Origin of the sequence: Corynebacterium sp. HMSC074C04 (assembly GCF_001838295.1) — a bacterium.
Lineage (GTDB): Bacteria > Actinomycetota > Actinomycetes > Mycobacteriales > Mycobacteriaceae > Corynebacterium > Corynebacterium amycolatum.
In genome coordinates this window covers 197,578-215,804 of the sequence record NZ_KV836270.1, presented here as the reverse complement: position 1 = coordinate 215,804, position 18,227 = coordinate 197,578, and the positions used below count along the sequence as shown (strand labels likewise).

The 18,227-nt window shown below is 57.1% G+C and carries 14 protein-coding genes and 1 riboswitch; of the genes, 7 read left to right on the top strand and 7 right to left on the bottom strand.

Annotated elements, in window-relative coordinates; genetic code table 11:
- Positions 1-110: 110 nt before the first annotated feature.
- Complete coding sequence (asnB, locus tag HMPREF3011_RS02175) at positions 111-2,036, bottom strand: asparagine synthase (glutamine-hydrolyzing) (protein ID WP_070841082.1); 1,926 nt, start codon at positions 2,034-2,036, stop codon at positions 111-113.
- A gap of 499 nt (positions 2,037-2,535) precedes the next feature.
- On the opposite strand from asnB, the gene HMPREF3011_RS02170 reads away from it, so the two are divergent.
- Both HMPREF3011_RS02170 and HMPREF3011_RS02165 read left to right on the top strand, forming a co-directional pair.
- Entirely contained in the window at positions 2,536-3,711 is a 1,176-nt protein-coding gene (locus HMPREF3011_RS02170; protein WP_038625873.1) for an aa3-type cytochrome oxidase subunit II, read from the top strand.
- Positions 3,712-3,746: 35 nt separating this feature from the next.
- On the top strand, positions 3,747-4,193 hold the full coding sequence (locus tag HMPREF3011_RS02165; RefSeq protein ID WP_038625871.1) for an aa3-type cytochrome oxidase subunit IV: 447 nt from the start codon (positions 3,747-3,749) through the stop codon (positions 4,191-4,193).
- A 102-nt stretch (positions 4,194-4,295) separates the two neighbouring features.
- Here HMPREF3011_RS02165 and HMPREF3011_RS02160 read toward each other — a convergent pair whose 3' ends face one another.
- The 5 genes from HMPREF3011_RS02160 to HMPREF3011_RS02140 all read right to left on the bottom strand — a co-directional run bounded on the left by HMPREF3011_RS02160 (position 4,296) and on the right by HMPREF3011_RS02140 (position 10,605).
- Positions 4,296-6,023, bottom strand: coding sequence for an ABC-F family ATP-binding cassette domain-containing protein (locus tag HMPREF3011_RS02160; RefSeq protein WP_070841081.1), 1,728 nt, complete (start codon positions 6,021-6,023; stop codon positions 4,296-4,298).
- A gap of 168 nt (positions 6,024-6,191) precedes the next feature.
- A complete protein-coding gene (locus HMPREF3011_RS02155; RefSeq protein ID WP_038625867.1) occupies positions 6,192-7,820 on the bottom strand; it encodes a cytochrome bc1 complex cytochrome b subunit in 1,629 nt (542 codons plus the stop codon).
- On the bottom strand, positions 7,817-9,028 hold the full coding sequence (locus HMPREF3011_RS02150) for a cytochrome bc1 complex Rieske iron-sulfur subunit (RefSeq protein ID WP_070841080.1): 1,212 nt from the start codon (positions 9,026-9,028) through the stop codon (positions 7,817-7,819). The genes HMPREF3011_RS02155 and HMPREF3011_RS02150 overlap by 4 nt, the downstream gene beginning before the upstream one ends.
- Positions 9,025-9,915, bottom strand: coding sequence for a cytochrome bc1 complex diheme cytochrome c subunit (locus tag HMPREF3011_RS02145; protein WP_070841079.1), 891 nt, complete (start codon positions 9,913-9,915; stop codon positions 9,025-9,027). The genes HMPREF3011_RS02150 and HMPREF3011_RS02145 overlap by 4 nt, the downstream gene beginning before the upstream one ends.
- Before the next feature lie 75 nt (positions 9,916-9,990).
- Positions 9,991-10,605, bottom strand: a complete 615-nt coding sequence (locus HMPREF3011_RS02140; protein ID WP_141737489.1) for an aa3-type cytochrome oxidase subunit III — start codon at positions 10,603-10,605, stop codon at positions 9,991-9,993.
- Between the two features lie 537 nt (positions 10,606-11,142).
- Here HMPREF3011_RS02140 and trpD point away from each other — a divergent pair.
- The gene (gene trpD / locus HMPREF3011_RS02135) at positions 11,143-12,210 is read left to right on the top strand and encodes an anthranilate phosphoribosyltransferase (protein ID WP_052155533.1); all 1,068 of its coding nucleotides are present in this window, start codon (positions 11,143-11,145) and stop codon (positions 12,208-12,210) included.
- Here the strand turns inward: trpD and HMPREF3011_RS02130 are convergent.
- Positions 12,207-13,796, bottom strand: a complete 1,590-nt coding sequence (locus tag HMPREF3011_RS02130; protein WP_038625857.1) for a DEDD exonuclease domain-containing protein — start codon at positions 13,794-13,796, stop codon at positions 12,207-12,209. The two genes, trpD and HMPREF3011_RS02130, sit on opposite strands and share 4 nt — an antisense overlap.
- A 413-nt stretch (positions 13,797-14,209) precedes the next feature.
- Positions 14,210-14,352: riboswitch (cyclic di-AMP (ydaO/yuaA leader) on the top strand.
- Positions 14,353-14,366: 14 nt separating this feature from the next.
- Here HMPREF3011_RS02130 and HMPREF3011_RS02125 point away from each other — a divergent pair.
- The 4 genes from HMPREF3011_RS02125 to HMPREF3011_RS02110 all read left to right on the top strand — a co-directional run.
- Entirely contained in the window at positions 14,367-14,945 is a 579-nt protein-coding gene (locus HMPREF3011_RS02125; protein ID WP_016423023.1) for a C40 family peptidase, read from the top strand.
- Between the two features lie 346 nt (positions 14,946-15,291).
- A complete protein-coding gene (locus tag HMPREF3011_RS02120; RefSeq protein ID WP_236658588.1) occupies positions 15,292-16,362 on the top strand; it encodes an NlpC/P60 family protein in 1,071 nt (356 codons plus the stop codon).
- Positions 16,363-16,415: 53 nt separating this feature from the next.
- Positions 16,416-17,570 (top strand): glycosyltransferase family 4 protein, encoded by a 1,155-nt coding sequence (locus tag HMPREF3011_RS02115; RefSeq protein WP_038625853.1) that lies wholly within the window; start codon positions 16,416-16,418, stop codon positions 17,568-17,570.
- A 9-nt stretch (positions 17,571-17,579) separates the two neighbouring features.
- On the top strand, positions 17,580-18,227 hold a 648-nt coding region (locus HMPREF3011_RS02110), incomplete at its 3' end, for an ROK family protein (protein WP_141764745.1).

Genomic DNA, 18,227 nt, shown 5'->3' with positions numbered 1-18,227 from the left:
CTTGTTAATTGAGTGAGGTCCGAGCCTTTTCTTTTGGTTGCGCCGGCTATGGTGGCAGCCTGCCGGGGCAGGATGGCAGCGCGGGGACCGTCGTAAAGTGAATTAGCGAACTAGAGCTCGACGGGGTAGTCGCGCTGCTCGATGTCCGGAGTGATGCGGTCTTCGATGAAGATGCCGTGCCAGACCATGAAGGCCAGGATGGTCCAGAGGCGGCGAGAGTGGTCGCGCTCGGTTGGGTGGTGCTCGGCGAGCATCTTGAGCACGGCGTCCTTATTAATGAACTCATCAGTCTGGGACTCGCGGATGATGTCCTCGGCCCAGCCGTGCAGTTCGTCGCCCGCCAGCCAGTGGCGAATCGGCACCGGGAAGCCCAGTTTGCGGCGGTTGAGAACGTGCTCCGGAACAATCTGCTCCATGGCGCGACGCAGTGCGTACTTAGTGGTGCCGTGAGAAACCCGCATGTCCACCGGCAGCGTCTGTGCAACGTCGAAGACCACACGGTCGAGGAACGGCACGCGCAGCTCCAGGGAGTTGGCCATGGTGATTTTGTCGGCCTTGACCAGAATGTCGCCACGCAACCAGGTGAACAAATCCAAGTGCTGCATCCGAGTCACCGGGTCCCAGCCTTCAGACTGCGCGTAAATCGGTGCCGTGACATCGCTGTGGTCCCATTCCTTCTTTGCCCATGGCAGGACTTCCTGCAGCTGCTCGAAGTTAAAGGAACGAGCATTGCCGTAGTAGCGCTGCTCCAGCGGAGTAGTGCCTCGCTGCAGCAGTGACTTGCCGCGCATGCCTTCTGGCAGAGCTTCGCCGACCTTAGCCAGGCCGCGCAGCAGGGGAGAGGGAACCTTGTCGAACGGTTTCAGCGACAGCGGCTCCTTATAAATGGTGTAACCACCAAAGAGCTCGTCTGCGCCCTCACCGGACAGTACGACCTTAACGTGCTTACGAGCCTCTGCGGCCACGAAGTACAGCGGTACCAGTGCAGGGTCAGCTACCGGGTCATCGAGGTACCACATAATCTTCGGAATCGCCCCGGCGAACTCCTCCGGCGAGACGACCTTCACAATGTGCTCGACGCCAATGGCGGCGGCGGACTCGGCAGCCACATCGACCTCGGAGAAGCCCTCGCGCTCGAAGCCGGTGGTAAACGTCAGCAGGTTCGGGTTGTGGCGCTTAGCCAAAGTTGCAATCGCCGTGGAGTCGATACCGCCCGACAGGAACGAGCCCACCGTGACGTCGGCACGCATATGCTTCTCGACGCTGTCCTCCAGTGCGCGGGCAAGGCGGTCAAAAACATCCTGCTCAGCGCCCTTAGCTACTGGCTGAATCGGGAAACTCGGCTTGAAGTAGCGGGTCTGCTTAACTTCGCCGCCAGGCGTAACGACGGCTGTGCAGCCCGACTCCAAGCGGACAATTTCGGTGTGCAGCGACTCCGGTTCCGGCACATACTGCAGATCGACGTAGTGCTCCAGTGCGCGCTTATTCAGCTTCTTCGCATCGATGCCCATCTCCGGCGCAGCTTCGAGCAGGGACTTCTTCTCAGAACCGAAAATCGTGCCGCGCTCTGTGGTGGCGTAGTAGAGCGGCTTAATGCCGAACGGATCGCGCGCCAGAAAAAGCTTGCGTTCGACGCTGTCCCAGATAGCAATGCCGAACATGCCGCGCAAGTGCTTTACGACGTCCGCTCCCCAGTGGTGGAACCCAACGACGATGGGTTCACCATCGCCGGAGGTATTAAAGGCATAGCCTTCCTTCTCCAGCTGCTCGCGAAGTTCGACGAAATTGTAGATTTCGCCGTTGAAGGTCATGGAGTAACGATTCGGCTGATTCTCTGGTCCCCACTGCAGTGGTTGGTGGCTGTGGGCAATATCAATAATGGATAGGCGGTTGAAGCCGAAAACTGCGTCCTCATCGTGCCACGTGCCTGCATCGTCAGGGCCGCGGTGCCGCATGCAGGGCAGAGCCCTTTCGACAACGGGAACGAGCTCCGCTGCGTCAGAGTTTGCAGTCAGGATTCCGAGAAGACCACACATGCTTCGTGCGCGCACCTTTCACTTAGTGTCACTTAGTGGATTTCGGCGGCTCCGTAGCTAGGGGCTCAGTGCGACTGGCTGTCGCCTGAACCGGTGGCCGTGAAGGACCGCCGCGTGGCTGAGTAGCTGGGTTGAACCCCAGATTGGCACCACATAGAAATGCTGCACCTACTTTAATGCCTTTTGAGTCAAAGAGAGAATGTCTGAGTCTGCCGTGTCTAGGGCTCGGGGCAAGGTTGTGCGGGACGGTGTGTGCGTCAGCGCGTGGCGCAAACACTAAAAAATTCATAGACTTGGGAGCGTCAACAGGGTGTAACTGGTGAGAATGCCACCCCCGATAGGCGGGGCTTTCTCAGAATTTTATTAGGGCAGATATACTCAAAGGCACCCCACAGCCATATTTATTGTGGAGAAAGCTTAAGAATCGACTACTCTGCTTGGGTAGGACGAAACCTTAATCGGTTATCGAAAATTGTGTGGATCAGGAAGGCAGACACACGTGAATCAGCGTAGAAAGTTCGGAGTCGCCCGTAAGCTCGGCGTCCTCGGCGTTGCCACCGGTAGCGCAGCCTTGCTTGCCGGCTGCGATGTTAATCCTCCGGAGAACGGCTTCTTCAAGCTGCTCCGCTTTGGTTGGCCGGAAGGTGTGACCCCGGAAGCACAGTCCATGGGTAACTTCTGGGTTTGGACCTGGGTTGCAGCTTGGATTATCGGCATCATCGTTTGGGGCGTTACCCTTTACTCGATGACAAACTTCACAGCTAAGAAGGCTGAGAAGAAGGGCAAGGGCGAGTTCCCGCGCCAGACTGCATACAACGTTCCGGTTGAGTTGTCTCTGACCATTCTCCCGATTCTGATTGTGATGACTCTGTTCTTCTTCACGGTTCAGACTCAGGACGAGGTCACTGCTCTGGATAAGGATCCAGAGGTCACCGTCGACGTCACCGGTTTCCAGTGGAACTGGAAGTTCGGTTACGCCAACATCTCCGCTGACCTGATGGGCGGCCAGGAGTACAACGGTCGTATTGAGAAGCCGGCTGATGAGCAGTTCTTCACCGAGGGTGGCCACGAGGTTCCGTCCGACGAAGATCGCGCAAAGCAGAAGGAGTACCCGGTTCACGGTCGCTCCAAGGAGAGCCTCGACTACCTGCACTACGACGAGATTGAGACCCTCGGTACCACCGAAGAGGTTCCGGTCCTCGTTGTTCCGGAAGACACTGCAATTCAGTTCGACCTCGCGTCCGCTGACGTGATTCACTCCTTCTGGGTTCCGGAGTTCCTCTTCAAGCGCGACGTGTTCCCGCACCCGGAGGCTAACAAGTCCAACCGTGTCTTCCAGATCGAAAAGATTGACTCGGACAAGATTGCCAACCGACCAGAGGACAACCCGAGCGACAAGGTCAAGAACGCATTCGTTGGCCGTTGTGCCGAGATGTGTGGTACCTACCACGCAATGATGAACTTCGAGATTCGTGCTGTCCCCCGTGAGGCATTCACCGAGTACATCAAGTTCCGCCAGGAGAACCCAGAAGCTACTAACGCTGATGCTCTGAAGCACATCGGTGAGCCGGCATTCGCAGTCTCCACTTCGCCGTTCAACTCCGGTCGTGTCGACACCCGCGACATGGGTGATCGTGGTGCTAACACCATTGACCTGAACGCGACCGCCAAGTAAACCCAGCAAGATTCTTACCTAAAGGAAGTTCTCAAATGAAGTCTGCAGCAAAGCTCTTCTACGGACTTACCGTGTTCCTGGGGTTCATGGCTGTCGTCTACATCTTCGGCACTCAGTACCTCCAGGACACCGGTAACGTCATCAACGAAAGCCAGGGTCGCCTCGAGTGGGCCGGCGCAACCGGCCTGGTCCTCGCAGCTCTGATGACCCTGATGCTCGGTGGATACTTCCACTTCACTGAGCGCCGTTCCGACATCACCCCGGCCGACTTCGAAGAGGCAGAGGTTGCCGACGGTGCTGGAACCCTCGGTTTCTTCTCCGCTAGCTCGATTTGGCCGTTCGTGATGACCATGGGCATCCTGCTCATGGGCTACGGCATCGCATTCATGGCCTACTGGCTGATTGTTCTTGGCGCGGTAATCCTGATCGTCGCCGGCACCAAGCTCAACACTCAGTACATCACTCCGCCGGAGAAGCACTAGTCCGAGTGCAAGCCGACTGAACCACAGTCGTAGATAACCGAAAAGTCTCTCCCACTAACAAGGGCGTTAGTGGGAGAGACTTTTTTGTTTTGCGATTCGGCATTAAGCGAACTCGACAGGTTTTTGCCCCTTAGGTAACTCGACGACTTCGCCGTCGGTCACCTGCAAATGACGCGCCTCGAGCGAGTTGATCATGCGATGATCGTGGGTAATTACAATAATTGTGCCTTCAGCAGATGCAATAGCGTCCTGGACCTGCTCGATTAGATCCACACTCAGATGGTTAGTAGGTTCGTCGAGAAGCAAAATCTCTGGTGGATTGGCCACAACGAGCGCCAATGCCACTCGACGCTGCTGTCCGATGGACAGGTCACCTACAGGTCGATTGGCGTCCTCGAGGCTAAGCAACCCAAAGTCGTCGAGAGGCACGCGGGCATTGGGAGCAAGGTCGTACAACTCACGGGCGGACTTCTTTGGGGTTTCCCAGTCTTGTTCCTGAGCCAGCATGGCTACTCGACAGTTCTCGCCGATACGCACCTCGCCAGCCTGCGTCTCAACTTGCCCCATGATGACCTTGAACAAAGTAGATTTTCCGGCCCCATTAGGGCCTGTGATAACGACCTTGTCTCCGGGACGAATAGTCAGTGAACCAACCCGAATTCGATCTGGGACGACCACACCGCGCATCTTGATGTGAAAATCCTCATCGCTTCCCGATGCAGCGCGCTTGGTCGGTAGGGGTGCGGTCAGCGGGGCATCAAAGCCCAGCAGAGCCGGCGGACGCTCCACACCTTCCTCAATGAGCTCATCCAGTCGCTGCTTAGCCGAACGCACGCGGCGCGCGATTTGCCGCTCTACACGACCGCCACGGCGGTCATAAGCCATCTTGTTGTTGTCCGTCATTGCTCGGCCCGGTGAGACCTCACGGGCGCCATTGTCGATGGTGTCTTCCAACCGATTGCGTTCATGCTCCTCGGAGCGCCACTGGTGCTCCCATAGCTCACGCTGGTGGCGACGGTGCTTCGCGTAGTCGGAGTAATTGCCACGGAACAGCCCAATACCAGGGCGCCCCGGCACCAAGTCTCCAATTACAGTACAAACGGCATCCAGGAAGTCGCGGTCATGCGTTGCCACCACAACCACTCCAGGGTGGTTCTGAATGGTGTCAATCACGAGCTGGCGACCGCGTTCATCGAGATGGTTGGTGGGCTCGTCGAGAAGCAAAATCTCTGGCTTTCGAATGAGCGTAATCGCGAGCCCCAGCCGCGCCCGCTGCCCGCCGGAAATCTCCGTGGTTAGTTGCTCTACCAGGGGAGCGCCGTCGGGAGCAGTGCCGGTCAGGCCGAGATGGTCGAGTACAATTTCCGCGTTATGTTCGGCGTTCCAGTCATCGTGAGCCATGACATCCGAGAAGACCTTCGAATACGCTTTCTCTGCCGCCTCAGACTCATCTGGGGTCTCTGCTAAGGACATCGCCTCAGCTGCCTCTTCCAACTCCGCTAGACGACGTTTCGAGGGGCCGAGAGCCTCATCGATAAGCATTTGCACCGTGGAGTCGAAAGGCGCTTCTAACTCCTGAGAGCCGAGCACACGCGTGCCAATATGAGTCACCGTACCGCTCGTGGGTCGACGACGACCCGACAGCAGCCAAAGAAGAGTGGATTTGCCGGCTCCGTTGTCTCCGACCAATCCGAGGACATCGCCGTCGGAAAGCGTGAGCGAGACATCGCGCAGAACAGGCGTGGCCTCGTAGTCGAAGTTGACACCGTTGGCGACAAGCTGTGTGGCGTTGTTCGAAAGGTCGGTGGTGGGGGAGTGACTGGTAGACATATGTCCATTTTAGTACTGGTAAACAGCAGATTTGGTATCTGACATATGTGGGAGTCAAGGCGAGCTCGAAAGAATCTGGGGAACAAAAAACCACCCCGGTCGACATCCGAAGTGGATGCGGACCGGGATGGTCTTATTTGAGCGCAGTAGAAAATCTACCGCGGAGTTTTAGTGCTCGAGCTGGCGACGCTCTTCAGCGTTCTGAGCTTCGAGGTCACGGAACATCTGAGCCTGCTGCTCGTGGTTCTCGTGCTCGATACGAGCTGCCTCTTCGGCGATCTCCGGGGAGTCCGGGCTGAAGAAGCTACCGCGACCCGGGTTACCAGCGGCGCCCAGTTCGTTCATGGTCTTCGGGACGTAAGCTCCCTGGTACTCGAGCGGAACGGCGTGGCCGTGCTCGTCGACCGGGCCTAGCGGCTGGTGGACCTCGATGAAGGAACCATCAGGCAGCTGGTTGATGATGCCCGTCTCAATGCCGTGCTCCAGGACAGCGCGGTCAGAGCGCTGCAGGCCGATGCAGATTCGGTAAGTGACGAAGTAAGCGATCGGCGGCAGGATAATCAGACCGATACGGCCAACCCAGGTCATCACGTTCAGCGAGATCTGGAAGTGGTATGCAATCAGGTCGTTACCACCGGACAGAGTCAGCAGGGTGTAGAAGACCAGAGCCATGGCACCCAGGCCGGAGCGAACCGGCACGTCGCGCGGACGCTGCAGCAGGTTGTGGTGGGCGTTGTCGCCGGTGATCTTCGCCTCGATGAACGGGTAGGCGAAGAGCAGGACGACCAAAATACCACAGAGCAGGGCGACCCAGAAGACTGCCGGGATCGTGTAGGAGCCCAGGTAGAGCTCCCACGGCGGCATGACACGGGCAGCACCGTCAGTCCACAGCATGTAGATATCCGGCTGGGAACCGGCGGAAACCTGCGCTGGGTTGTACGGTCCAAGGTTCCAAATTGCGTTGATCTGGAAGATACCAGCGAACAGCGCCAGGAAGCCGAAGGTAATCAGACCGAAGGAAACGGACTTGACCGCGAAGATCGGGAGGATACGAACGCCGACGACGTTGTTCTCGGTACGACCTGCGCCGGGGAACTGGGTGTGCTTCTGGTACCAGACCAGAGCCAGGTGAGCGGCGATCAGGCCCAGCAGCAGAGCAGGGAGAATCAGCACGTGTGCAATGTACAGGCGTGGGATGATCATGTCACCCGGGAAGTCGCCGTTGAACATCATCCAGTGCAGCCAGGTGCCGATAATCGGCAGACCGATGATGATTGCGGACATAATACGCAGACCAACACCGGAAAGCAGGTCGTCCGGCAGGGAGTAACCCATGAAGCCCTCTGCCACGGACAGCAGCAGGAGGATGGAACCGATGACCCAGTTAGCTTCACGCGGCTTGCGGAATGCGCCGGTGAAGAAGATGCGGAACATGTGCGCCATGATGGACACGGCGAACAGAAGAGCACCCCAGTGGTGGATCTGGCGAATAAACAGACCACCGCGAACCTCGAAGGAGATCTGCAGGGCGGTCTCGTAGGCGCGAGACATCTCGACACCGTTGAGTGGCGCGTAGGCACCGTCGTAAATGACCTTCGACATCGACGGGTCGAAGAACAGAGTCAGGTAAACACCCGAGAAGAGCAGGACTACGAAGGAGTAGAGTGCAATCTCACCCAGCAGGAAGGACCAGTGGGTAGGGAATACCTTATTGAGCTGCTTACGCATGCCGCCAGACAGGGTGTAGCGGTCATCCATATTCTTAGCAGCGGTTGCTAGTTTCGTTGGATTACTCATGATTGACGCTCCCAGAATGCCGGACCGACGGGCTCAACGAAGTTGCCCTCTGCGTACATGTAGCCTTCTTCATCAACGCTGATCGGCAGCTGCGGAAGAGCGCGAGCAGCTGGACCGAAGACCGGCTTGCCGTAGTGCAGTGCATCGAACTGCGACTGGTGGCATGGGCAGAGAATACGGTTCGTCTGCTGTTCGTACAGAGAAGTCGGGCAACCAATGTGTGTACAAATCTTCGAGTAGGCGAAGTAGTCGCCGTAGTGGAAGTCTTCCTGATCCTTACGCAGGATTGCCTTTTCAGCGTCCTGGGAACGCAGACGAATCAGCATGACCGAGTTGCGGGAGCCGTGAATCGAGTGCATGTGTGCCTCGTAGACATCGGCATCCTTGGAGTACTTGTCGCCGTCGTTGACGTCCTCTTCCGGAAGCGGGAAGACAGTCTCCATAGAACCTGCGGACAGATCCTCTGGGCGGAGGCGAACCAGGCGGGAAACGCCCTTGGTGGTGTAGCCGTGTGCACCCTCTTCAGCGATAGCACCGGTGTCGCGGCCGAGGTAAACCTTGTGGCCCTGCTCGACAAGAGTCCAACCGGTGGTCCACAGAGTTCCGTCACCAGTGACGTCAACGTCGTGGCGTGGCTTCCACGGGTTCTTAATCATGCCGCCAAGCGGAAGAATCATGCCGATACCAGCCAGGACGGCACCGGTACCAAGGAGACCCTTGATGGCGGAGCGACGGCCCAGGGTGGAGGTCTGCCAAGAATCGTTCAGCAGGGCAACGATGGTCTTCTGGTCGACCTCTTGGGAAGGACCATCGTGGCGGCGCTGAACCGAAATCTCTTCCGGGATGAAGCGCTTGGTGAACTTAACTGCACCAATACCCAGGGTGACGATACAGCCACCGATGGTGATACCCAGCAGCGGGGTGTACATGGTGTACAGCCACAGCCCCTCTTCGCCGTGACCCTTGTAGTGCCACGGGTAGAACAGGTAGATGGCGATGAATGCCAGGCCAAGAATGACCGACAGAGCCAGCCAGATGGCGACGCCACGGGCCGCGCGCTTTTCAGCCGGGTCGTTGGCAATCGGGAAGCGTTCCTTGCGGTAGGCAATGGTCACGTCGTCGAGTTCAGCGCCCAGACGAGCGAGATCCGCATTGCTCATCTTTGACAGCTCTTCGGAGCTGTACTTCTTGTTTTCGTTATTACTCATCGGCGGGATCCAATCCAAAGAGCGGCCGCTACGAGAGCGACGATGCCTACAATCCACATGACAAGGCCTTCAGCAACCGGGCCGATGCCACCAATACCCCAACCACCCTGGGTCGGAGTTTCCTTGGAGTTCTTGATGTAGGCGATGATGTCCTTCTTCTCGTCAGCAGATAGCTGGCGGTCAGAGAACTTCGGCATGTTCTGCGGGCCGGTCAGCATGGCCTGGTAAATTTCCTGCTCATTTGCAGGATCCAGGACTGGTGCGTACTTACCGCTGGACAGTGCACCGCCACGACCGGTGAAGTTGTGGCAGGATGCACAGTTCAGGCGGAACAGTTCGGAACCGCGAGCAACGTCAGCCTGGTCAAGCTCACCGTTCGGGCCGGCGTTCTTACCGCGCAGCGACTCCATAGCAATGGAGCCGTCTTCGTTGCGGACAATGCCTGCGCCGCCACCATTAGCCCGGACGTAGGCTGCGATAGCCAGCGTCTGCTCTTCGGAGTAACGCGGGGTCTTACGTGCTGCCTGAGCCTCATTGCGAAGCATCGGCATACGACCGGAGTGAACCTGGAAGTAAACCGAACCCTCGCCGACGCCAATCAGTGACTTACCGCGGTCCTTAACGCCCTGGAGGTTGGCGCCGTGGCAAGTAATACAAGCAACGTCATAAAGCTCCTTACCCTGCTGAATGATTGCGGCTTCATCCTGCTGAGCAGTAGCCGTCTGTGCATCAGGGGTCAGAGCATTAGCGAGGAAGCCCGCGCCGGTGAGGGCGAGAGCCATAGCCATAATGCCGGAGGCAGTACGGCGCATTTTGCGGCGGCCCTTTGACTTCGGGGCCGCAGCCAAGGACGTGGTGTCCTTGGTTTCGGAGGTAGTGTTTTCCATCTTTTTCCCTTTAAGACTGTTCGTGGAAAGTGGATGGGCTGTAGGCCGTACTAAACAAAGAACGGCCAATACGGCCTACTGGATGAAGTAGATGGTGATGAACAGGCCAATCCACACGACGTCGACGAAGTGCCAGTAGTACGAGACCACAATGGCAGCAGTGGCCTGTGCCGGGGTGAACTTCGCCTTGGAGGTACGGATAAGCACCACAACGAAGGCCAGCACACCCGCGAGAACGTGGGCTGCGTGGAATCCGGTGGTGATGAAGAAGACCGAACCGTAAATGGAGTTCTGAATGGTCAGACCGTGGCTAACCAGAGTGAAGTACTCGTAAGCCTGGCCAACGAGGAAGATTGCACCCAGGGCGGTAGACAGTGCGTACCACTTACGGAGTGCGAAAACGTCGCCACGCTCGGCCGCGAACACGCCCCACTGGGCAGTGAACGAAGACGACACTAGGATCACGGTGATCACTAGTGCGTACGGGACGTTGAGGTGGCCGGTACCCCAATCCCACGAATCGCCCTGGCCGTTCGCGCGTGACACGAAGTACATCGCGAACAGACCGGCGAAGAACATTAATTCCTGAGACAGGAACACAATCGTGCCGACACTGACCATATTCGGTCGGTTCAGTGTCGCAGCACGACGTGGTGCTGTCATACCTTGATTTTCAACTGCGCTCGTCACATCTAACAGTATGTACTGTTCTTAAGGAGTAGTCACGTTGCAACCCCCATTTTTGTATATAAATTCCTAAAATCCCAGGTCGCAAGGAAAGGTTTCTGAGAATTTCACTAATTTTTCCCCCTGTTGGGAACTTTCCAGTGTCTTTATCCGACGCGGGTGAATTCGAGGGGTTTGTTGTGCCGCGGTGCGCGGAGTCCATCCCCCCTGGACTGCCAGGTTCACCTTCGGCGAACCTGGGTTAGCGATACTGCGGCATCGGCTGTCGGTTAGTTTATCGCAGGTTCGGCTCTATTTAATATCGTATTTTTCCAGTTGCCCCAATGGGGGTGAGATTTTCGACGAACGCAAAGGCGGACCGGGTGATGCGCTGGATATATGGGGGAGGTATCTTGTCTTATTACGTACATCACGGTGGGATTTTCCAGAAAGCCCCGTGATGTGGTGCATCTGGTGGGCGGAATAACCAGCAGCACCTAGGTGCATTTGTATTAATAAAGTACGAGTACAGACTTGACTATCTAGTGGAAGGGAGTGGCGATGAGCGAGATCGGCGATAAGAGGGCGGTCGAAAACTGGCGCCATGTTCTTTCCACGATTGGCGCTGGCCGCGAAGTTTCCGGTGAGGGCATTCGATTCGCCATGGATCAGATCATGTCAGGTGCTTCCGGAGACATCCAGACCGCAACGTTTGCTTTCGGTCTCCTCGCCAAGGGGATTACGGCTGCCGAGCTCGATGCTGCGGCCGAGGGCATGCTTTCGTTTGCCCGCCCAGTTCATGATCCACAGCTCGCCGGTGTTATTGAGCGCGGTGCAGTCGATATCGTCGGCACCGGTGGTGATGGCGCAAATACCGTCAACATCTCCACGATGTCCATGATTGTTATCGCGGCCAGTGGTGTGCCGGTGCTCAAGCACGGTAACCGCGCGGCTTCCTCGAAGTCGGGCGGAGCTGACATGCTAGAGGCCTTTGGCATCGACATTGAGAACGGTCTCGTTACTTCTCCGGAACATCCGGACTTCTACGTGCGCTTCCTCTTTGCCGCTCGCTTTCATCCGGCCATGCGCTTCGCTGGACCGGTGCGTAAGGAGCTAGCGGTTCCGACAGTCTTCAACCTGTTGGGGCCGCTGACGAATCCAGCACGCCCGCAGGCAAGCTTGATTGGCTGTGCCTTCGAAGATCAGATGGAGACGATGGCGGACACCTTCGCCCGCCGTGGTCAGCGCGCGTTGGTGGTACGCGGAAGCGATGGTCTCGACGAGATTACTGTTACTGGCCCCACCAAGGTCTTTATTGTGGAAAACGGTGAAGTTGCCGAAGATGTCATCGATCCACATGACTATGGCATGGAGTACTCCGAAATTGACGCGCTGCGTGGCGGTGACCCCGCGTACAACGCTGATGTTGCACGTCGCATTTGGGCTGGCGAACTCGAAGGTTCGATTCGCGATGCAGTCATCCTTAACTCCGCCGCCGCAATCGCCATTTCGCGTGGTCTGGGTGGCCGTCCGCTAAAGGAAGCTATGGCCGACTCCATTGAAGAGGTCAAGGAAACGCTCCAGTCGGGGCTGTGCCTGGACATCGTTACCGCGGCGATGAAGGGTTAAGGTTCGCGTCGCGCTTCACGACGTGCTTGCTGCGCGTCAATTGCCCACTGAAGGTATTTTCCTGCGCCCAACCTGGGGTAGGAAAACTCGCCTCCGGTGGGCTTTATTCGTACCTCCGGGCGCTGCAGCCATTTCCAGACAATACTGAGTTCATCAATTGATGCTCCTTTATATAAGGAGTCATCTGGAGTGACTGTTTGGGCTGAACTCTCCATGAGGTCGATGATGTAGCTCATATCCGCGCCACGCGGTGCGGTGCTGGCGCCGGCCAGCCTGCCATAGCGAATTTCCGCTAGGTGCCAGCCACCATTGCCATCGGGGAAAGCGGCTTGCAGAGATGGGATGGCGGCAAGCATGCTCAGGCGCTGCTGCTTATCCAAGCTGATAATGAACTCCGCAGTGCGGTCACGCTGCACTGCCGCGCGTTGGAAGCGGTGTGCTTTGGCAAGTGCTGATATCTCAGCAATCATGTCTGCGATCTCGTCTGCGCCGGTGGTGGAGATCTGGGCGGTTGTTATCGCAAAGTCGTCGTTAAGTGCGGAGAACCTGTCGCGGATGGCAGTAGCGGTGTCGCGCGTGCGGAAAGGACCTAGGCTGCGGGCGTCGGTGACTGTTCGGCTAATCTTGGCAGGCCGACCGGGGCTAGCGGGGATGATGTACCAGCCGCGGGTCGGTTCGGTACGTTGTCGGTTGTAGGGCGGACGGAGTGCAGAGATCAGACGAGCCTCGCGGATTTCTGCTGCGAAGCCGTGCAGGCATTCGATGATCTCGACGCGTTCGGCTAGAGAGACCATTTCCGTAATCTTGCGACGAGAATCAGTGCCGTTGAAATACTGCAGAAGTCTACGTCGCAAATCGAGAGCTGTACCTATATATAAGGGGTCGTCATTTCTTGACCGAAAAACATAGACACCAGGGGTGTGCGGAGCTCGATCGGCAAGATGCCGTTTAGCACGAACCTCCGGAGCGACGGTCGGCGAGTAATGCACTAGCTCGGACGCTGTTTGTACTTCATCGCCGACTAGTCTCTCCATGAGGTAGTGAAGGACGTCGACGGTTGCGATTGCGTCGTCAAGCGCCCGGTGGGTGGGGCGATTCGGAGAACCGACGTACCGTGCGAGCTGTGAGAGCTTGAAACTGCCAACTTGTGAGCGGTCAAGGACGCGACGCGCCAACGTGAGAGTGTCTACGACGCTGGGGCTTGGCCAATCTAGGCCCAAATCTGTGCAAGCCTGGCGGAGGAATCCAATATCGAACTTGGCATTATGCGCAACCCAGACGCTTCCCCGAGCAAATTCGAGGAACTGAGTAATAACTGTGCCGAGCTGTGGGGCAGTTTCAACATCGGCGGTAGTGATGCCGGTGAGAGATGTGATGTGGTCGGGAATCTCCATGCCGGGGTCGATGAAGCTGGAAAAGGTGCCAATTGTCTTGCCGCCACGGGTTTTGATGGCCCCAATTTCAATGATGTGGTCGTTCTTGGCCTTTAGTCCAGTCGTTTCTAGGTCTACGACGACAAAGGTGGTGTTGAAAAGAGAATCATCGACGGAGCCTTCGAGAGGGAAGTGCTGTTGTCCTGAATTCACGTCAATAATCCTATTCTGAGCGCTCCTAGTAGTGTTAAAACTGTGAAACTTGAGCAAATTGAGCTGCTACAAGCTGGAGTGTGACATAAAACACGTTTTGAGTTCGCGATAAAAATGTTCCGACCTTAAGGCGTTAAGTGTAAAGTTCTCGGCGGACTTCAAAATGCCAGGTAGTGACACGTTTATCAAACTGTTATTATTCCGCAATAGGGGGAGTGTCTAGTTGTAACAGCTTGGTAACGGTTTAGTTCTATCGATGGTAACAACCGGGCCTTGAGCGGTTTTCTTGGCAAGTGGCTAGACAAAACTTGATGCCATTTCGTAACCTTATCGAGACATTGAAACGGGGCCACTGAGTTGGTGCCGGTCATTGATAAGAAAACACAGAGCCTTATCGAAGGTCCTGAGGGGCTAGGTAGTGAGAACCTCAGGGGATTCGAGCCGGGGACCCACCTCGAACCATGGGGTGAATCCCAAAGGGAAATCCCGGAGGGTAGGAAGTCTTCCATTCTTCCGAACCCGTCAGCTAACCCGGTCGGCTAAACAGGAAGATTTTGGAGTTTCAAAACAATGGGCAAGCACCACCGCCGTTCTAACTTTGCACGCAACGCAGTCGCATTTGGCGCAACCGTCGCCGGCGTTACCGCTCTCGCAGTTCCGACCGCTAACGCTAACCCGCTGAACGACATCCAGGGCGCACTGAACGGCTTCGATACCCCGCAGGTTGCAGGTCTGCAGGATGTTGTTGGCAAGTTCAATGATGTCGCAGGTGAGGTTACCTCCGGCAGCGTTGCAAACGTTGCAGCACCGTCCACTGGTTCGGCTATCGTCTCCGCCGCACGTTCCAAGATCGGTTCCCCGTACGTGTGGGGTGCCACCGGTCCGAACTCTTTCGACTGCTCCGGTCTGACCTCCTGGGCATACCAGCAGGTCGGTAAGTCGATCCCGCGCACCTCCCAGGCGCAGGCTTCCCAGGGCACCGCGGTCTCCAGCCCGGCACTGGGTGACATCGTTTCCTTCTACTCTGGCGCTACCCACGTCGGCATCTTCTCCGGTAACGGCAATGTGATTCACGCTCCGCAGTCCGGCGATGTCGTCAAGGAAGCTCCGATGAACTACATGCCGGTTCACAACTTCGTCCGCTTCTAATCTGTTTGAACGGATGACAAACTGCGGGGCTTAGATGCCCAGCAGAGCCTTGGCTCTTTTTTAATGAGGGGGGCACTGAGGCGAGCGCCCGGGTGCTGACGCTATGTGCGTCGTAAAGCACTATGGGGGGCGCTCGCCTCATTTTTGTTTTTGCCCTGTGGTTACGCAATGCGTGGAGTCGAAGGGCTATCCTGATTACTCCCTTTGGATACCCCTTTGTGCTGGCGGTTTGTCGGTGTGTTGTTCCGCGGCAAGGCTGCTACAATTTGCTCGAATGCGTCAAGTGGTTTGATGTTTTGTTTTTCGGGGAAGAAATTTGAATACACAATTTGAAAAGGGTTTGGATTTGTCGCGTCACCGTGCCTCTCGCCGTCGCCACAACTCTCGTCGCGGTGTAGTCGGGCTGACGGTCGTGGCTGGGCTAACCTTTGGCTCCGTAGGTTTGGCGCCGATTGCGTCTGCGCAGGATGAACAGCCAGCCCCGGATCTGGCTACTGCAGACGGCATTATTGCAGAGCTGGAGAAGATTTCTCGGGATACCGAAGCGATTTCGGAGGAAGTTACCGAGCTGGATTCTCAGGTTCAGGCCAAGGAAGAGGAACTCCGGCACGCCGAGGGGGAGCTGAAGCGCTCTGAGGATCAGGTTCTCCGAGCACAGGATGACCTCAAGGCGCTCTCTGGCGAGATTTCCTACTTCGCGAAGAAGCGGATGCGTGGTGAAATCGTCGACCCGTTGTCGGCCGCACTGGGATCTGCCAGTGCTCAGGACGCTATCGACCGTACCGGTTACATCAATAAGATGTTCCGCGACAACGATGAAGTCGTCAGCCGTGCGGTGCAAGCCCGTAAGGATGCCGAGGAGGGTAAGGTCAATGCGCTGCGTCTGCAGGGAGATATCCGCAAGCAGCTCGATGGTCTGGCTAAGCGTCGCGATGATTTGGACAAGCGCAGCGCTGAATTTGATGAGCGCGCCGAGCATGTCAAGTCCATGGTTGATGCGCTGAGCCCCGAACAGCGGGAAATCTGGATTTCCAAGAACAACCCAATTACCGAAGGGCTGGATAAACTGCTCGGATCTTCCGCCGCAGTTGATGCCGCGATGTCGAAGCTGGGTTCCCCGTACTCGTGGGGAGCTGCTGGTCCCTCCGCATTCGACTGTTCCGGTCTGATGTACTGGGCGTACCAGCAGATTGGTAAGTCCATTCCGCGTACTTCGCAGGCACAGCTCGCCGGTGGCACCCCGGTAAGCCGTGACCAGCTGCAGCCAGGTGACATCATCGGTTACTACCCGGGCATTACCCACGTAGGCATGTACATCGGCAATGGTCAGATTGTCCATGCTTCCGACTACGGCATTCCGGTCCAGGTCGTTTCCATCGACCAGGGCGGCCCGTACCAAGGCGCTGTCCGCTTCTAACTAGCGGCAGGTGACTTCGCGTCTTTTTAGTCAAGGTAGATAAACTCGACTCCATGTCTGCGCGCGTACTGCTCATTACGAATGACTTCCCGCCTCGCGATGGTGGAATCGAGTCCTACCTGCGCGATTTCTGTGCTCGTTTGGATCCAGAGAACCTCGTAGTCCTCGCATCCTCGCGAGCTTCCAAAGAAAAGCTCCGCGCCTACGACGAGTCGCTACCGTACCGTGTTTACCGCATGCGTGATTCCGTGCTGCTGCCACTGCCGCACGTAGCTCGTCGCGCCGCTCAGATCATTCGCGCCGAACGCATTGACACCGTCTGGTTTGGTGCCGCCGCGCCACTTGGTTTGCTTGCCGACGCATGTCGTCGCGCAGGTGCTACCCGCATCGTTGCTACCACTCACGGACATGAAGTGGGCTGGTCGATGCTGCCATTGGCTCGCCAGATGCTGGGGCGAATTGGTAAGAACTCCGATGTTGTGACCTATATTTCCCGCTACACCCGTGGTCGTTTTGCGACAGCCTTTGGCCCGCAAACAGCGTTTGAACACCTGCCTTCTGGTGTCGATATCGAGAGGTTTTCCCCGGACCCCGAGGCGGGACAGAAGATCCGGCAGCACCACGGAATTGGTGAGTCCCAGCCGCTTATCGTCTGTATTTCTCGGCTAGTGCGCCGCAAAGGGCAAGATATGCTGATTCGCAGCATGCCTAAGGTTCTTGAGCAGCACCCAGGTGCCAGATTGCTGATTGTGGGCGTCGGTCCGTTGAATCGAGAGTTGGAAAAGCTGGCAGCAAAGCTTGGGGTCTCCGAGCAGGTCATTTTTGTCGGCAAGGTCTCCTATGATGATCTCCCCGCCTATTACAATGCAGCCAGCGTTTTCGCCATGCCCGCCCGAACCCGAGGCCGTGGCCTCGATGTAGAAGGCCTCGGCATTGTCTACTTGGAAGCACAGGCCTGCGGTGTCCCTGTCATAGCTGGCAAGTCTGGTGGCGCCCCGGAGACAGTTATCGATGGTGAAACTGGCATCGTTGTCGACGGGGTCTCGCAGCGCAGCGTCGCCACCGGACTGGTTGAAATTTTGGATGATCCGGAGCGCGCGGCGGCGATGGGAGCCTGTGGTCGGGAGCATGTTGTGCAGTCGTGGACCTGGGAGGTCATGGCTGCTCGGGCTCGCCGAATTCTCCGAACCTGCGCAATCCCTTTATAATCAACTGTTATGTCCACCGATATTCCGATTCATCCGAGCTCAGACGAGTCCGCCGCCGCTGATTGCCCGGCTATCGGTTTTGATATTGGTGGAACAAACCTGCGCGCTGCAGTTATCAGCGCTGATGGGCAGGTGTTGTATCGAGTTCAGACTAGTTCTGACGGCAGTGTGGATGCCATTGAACGTGGCATTGTTCAGACATCCGAGCGCTTGGTTGAACGTTTTCCAGATGTCAGCGCCATCGGTTTAGCTGTAGCTGGTTTTTTGGATTCTGACCGCCAGACGGTTCGGTTCGCCCCGCATCTGCCGTGGCGCGATGCGAATGTCGTCAAGCGTTTATCCTTGCTTCTCCCGTGCCCTCTGCAGCTTGAGCACGATGCCAACTCGGCCGCCTGGGGCGAGTATCGCTTTGGTGCGGCTCGCGGTGCGGATAATTGGGTGCTGTTTGCGCTGGGTACGGGAATCGGTGGCGCGATGATGCGGGGTGGTGAGATTTACCGGGGCGCGTACGGCACGGCGCCGGAATTCGGCCACCTCACCGTTGTGCCGGAGGGTCGTCCCTGCTCCTGCGGAAAGCGTGGTTGCTTGGAGCGTTACTGCTCGGGTACGGCGCTGGTTACCACAGCTCAGGAGCTCTCTGAATCCGGCCGCTACTTC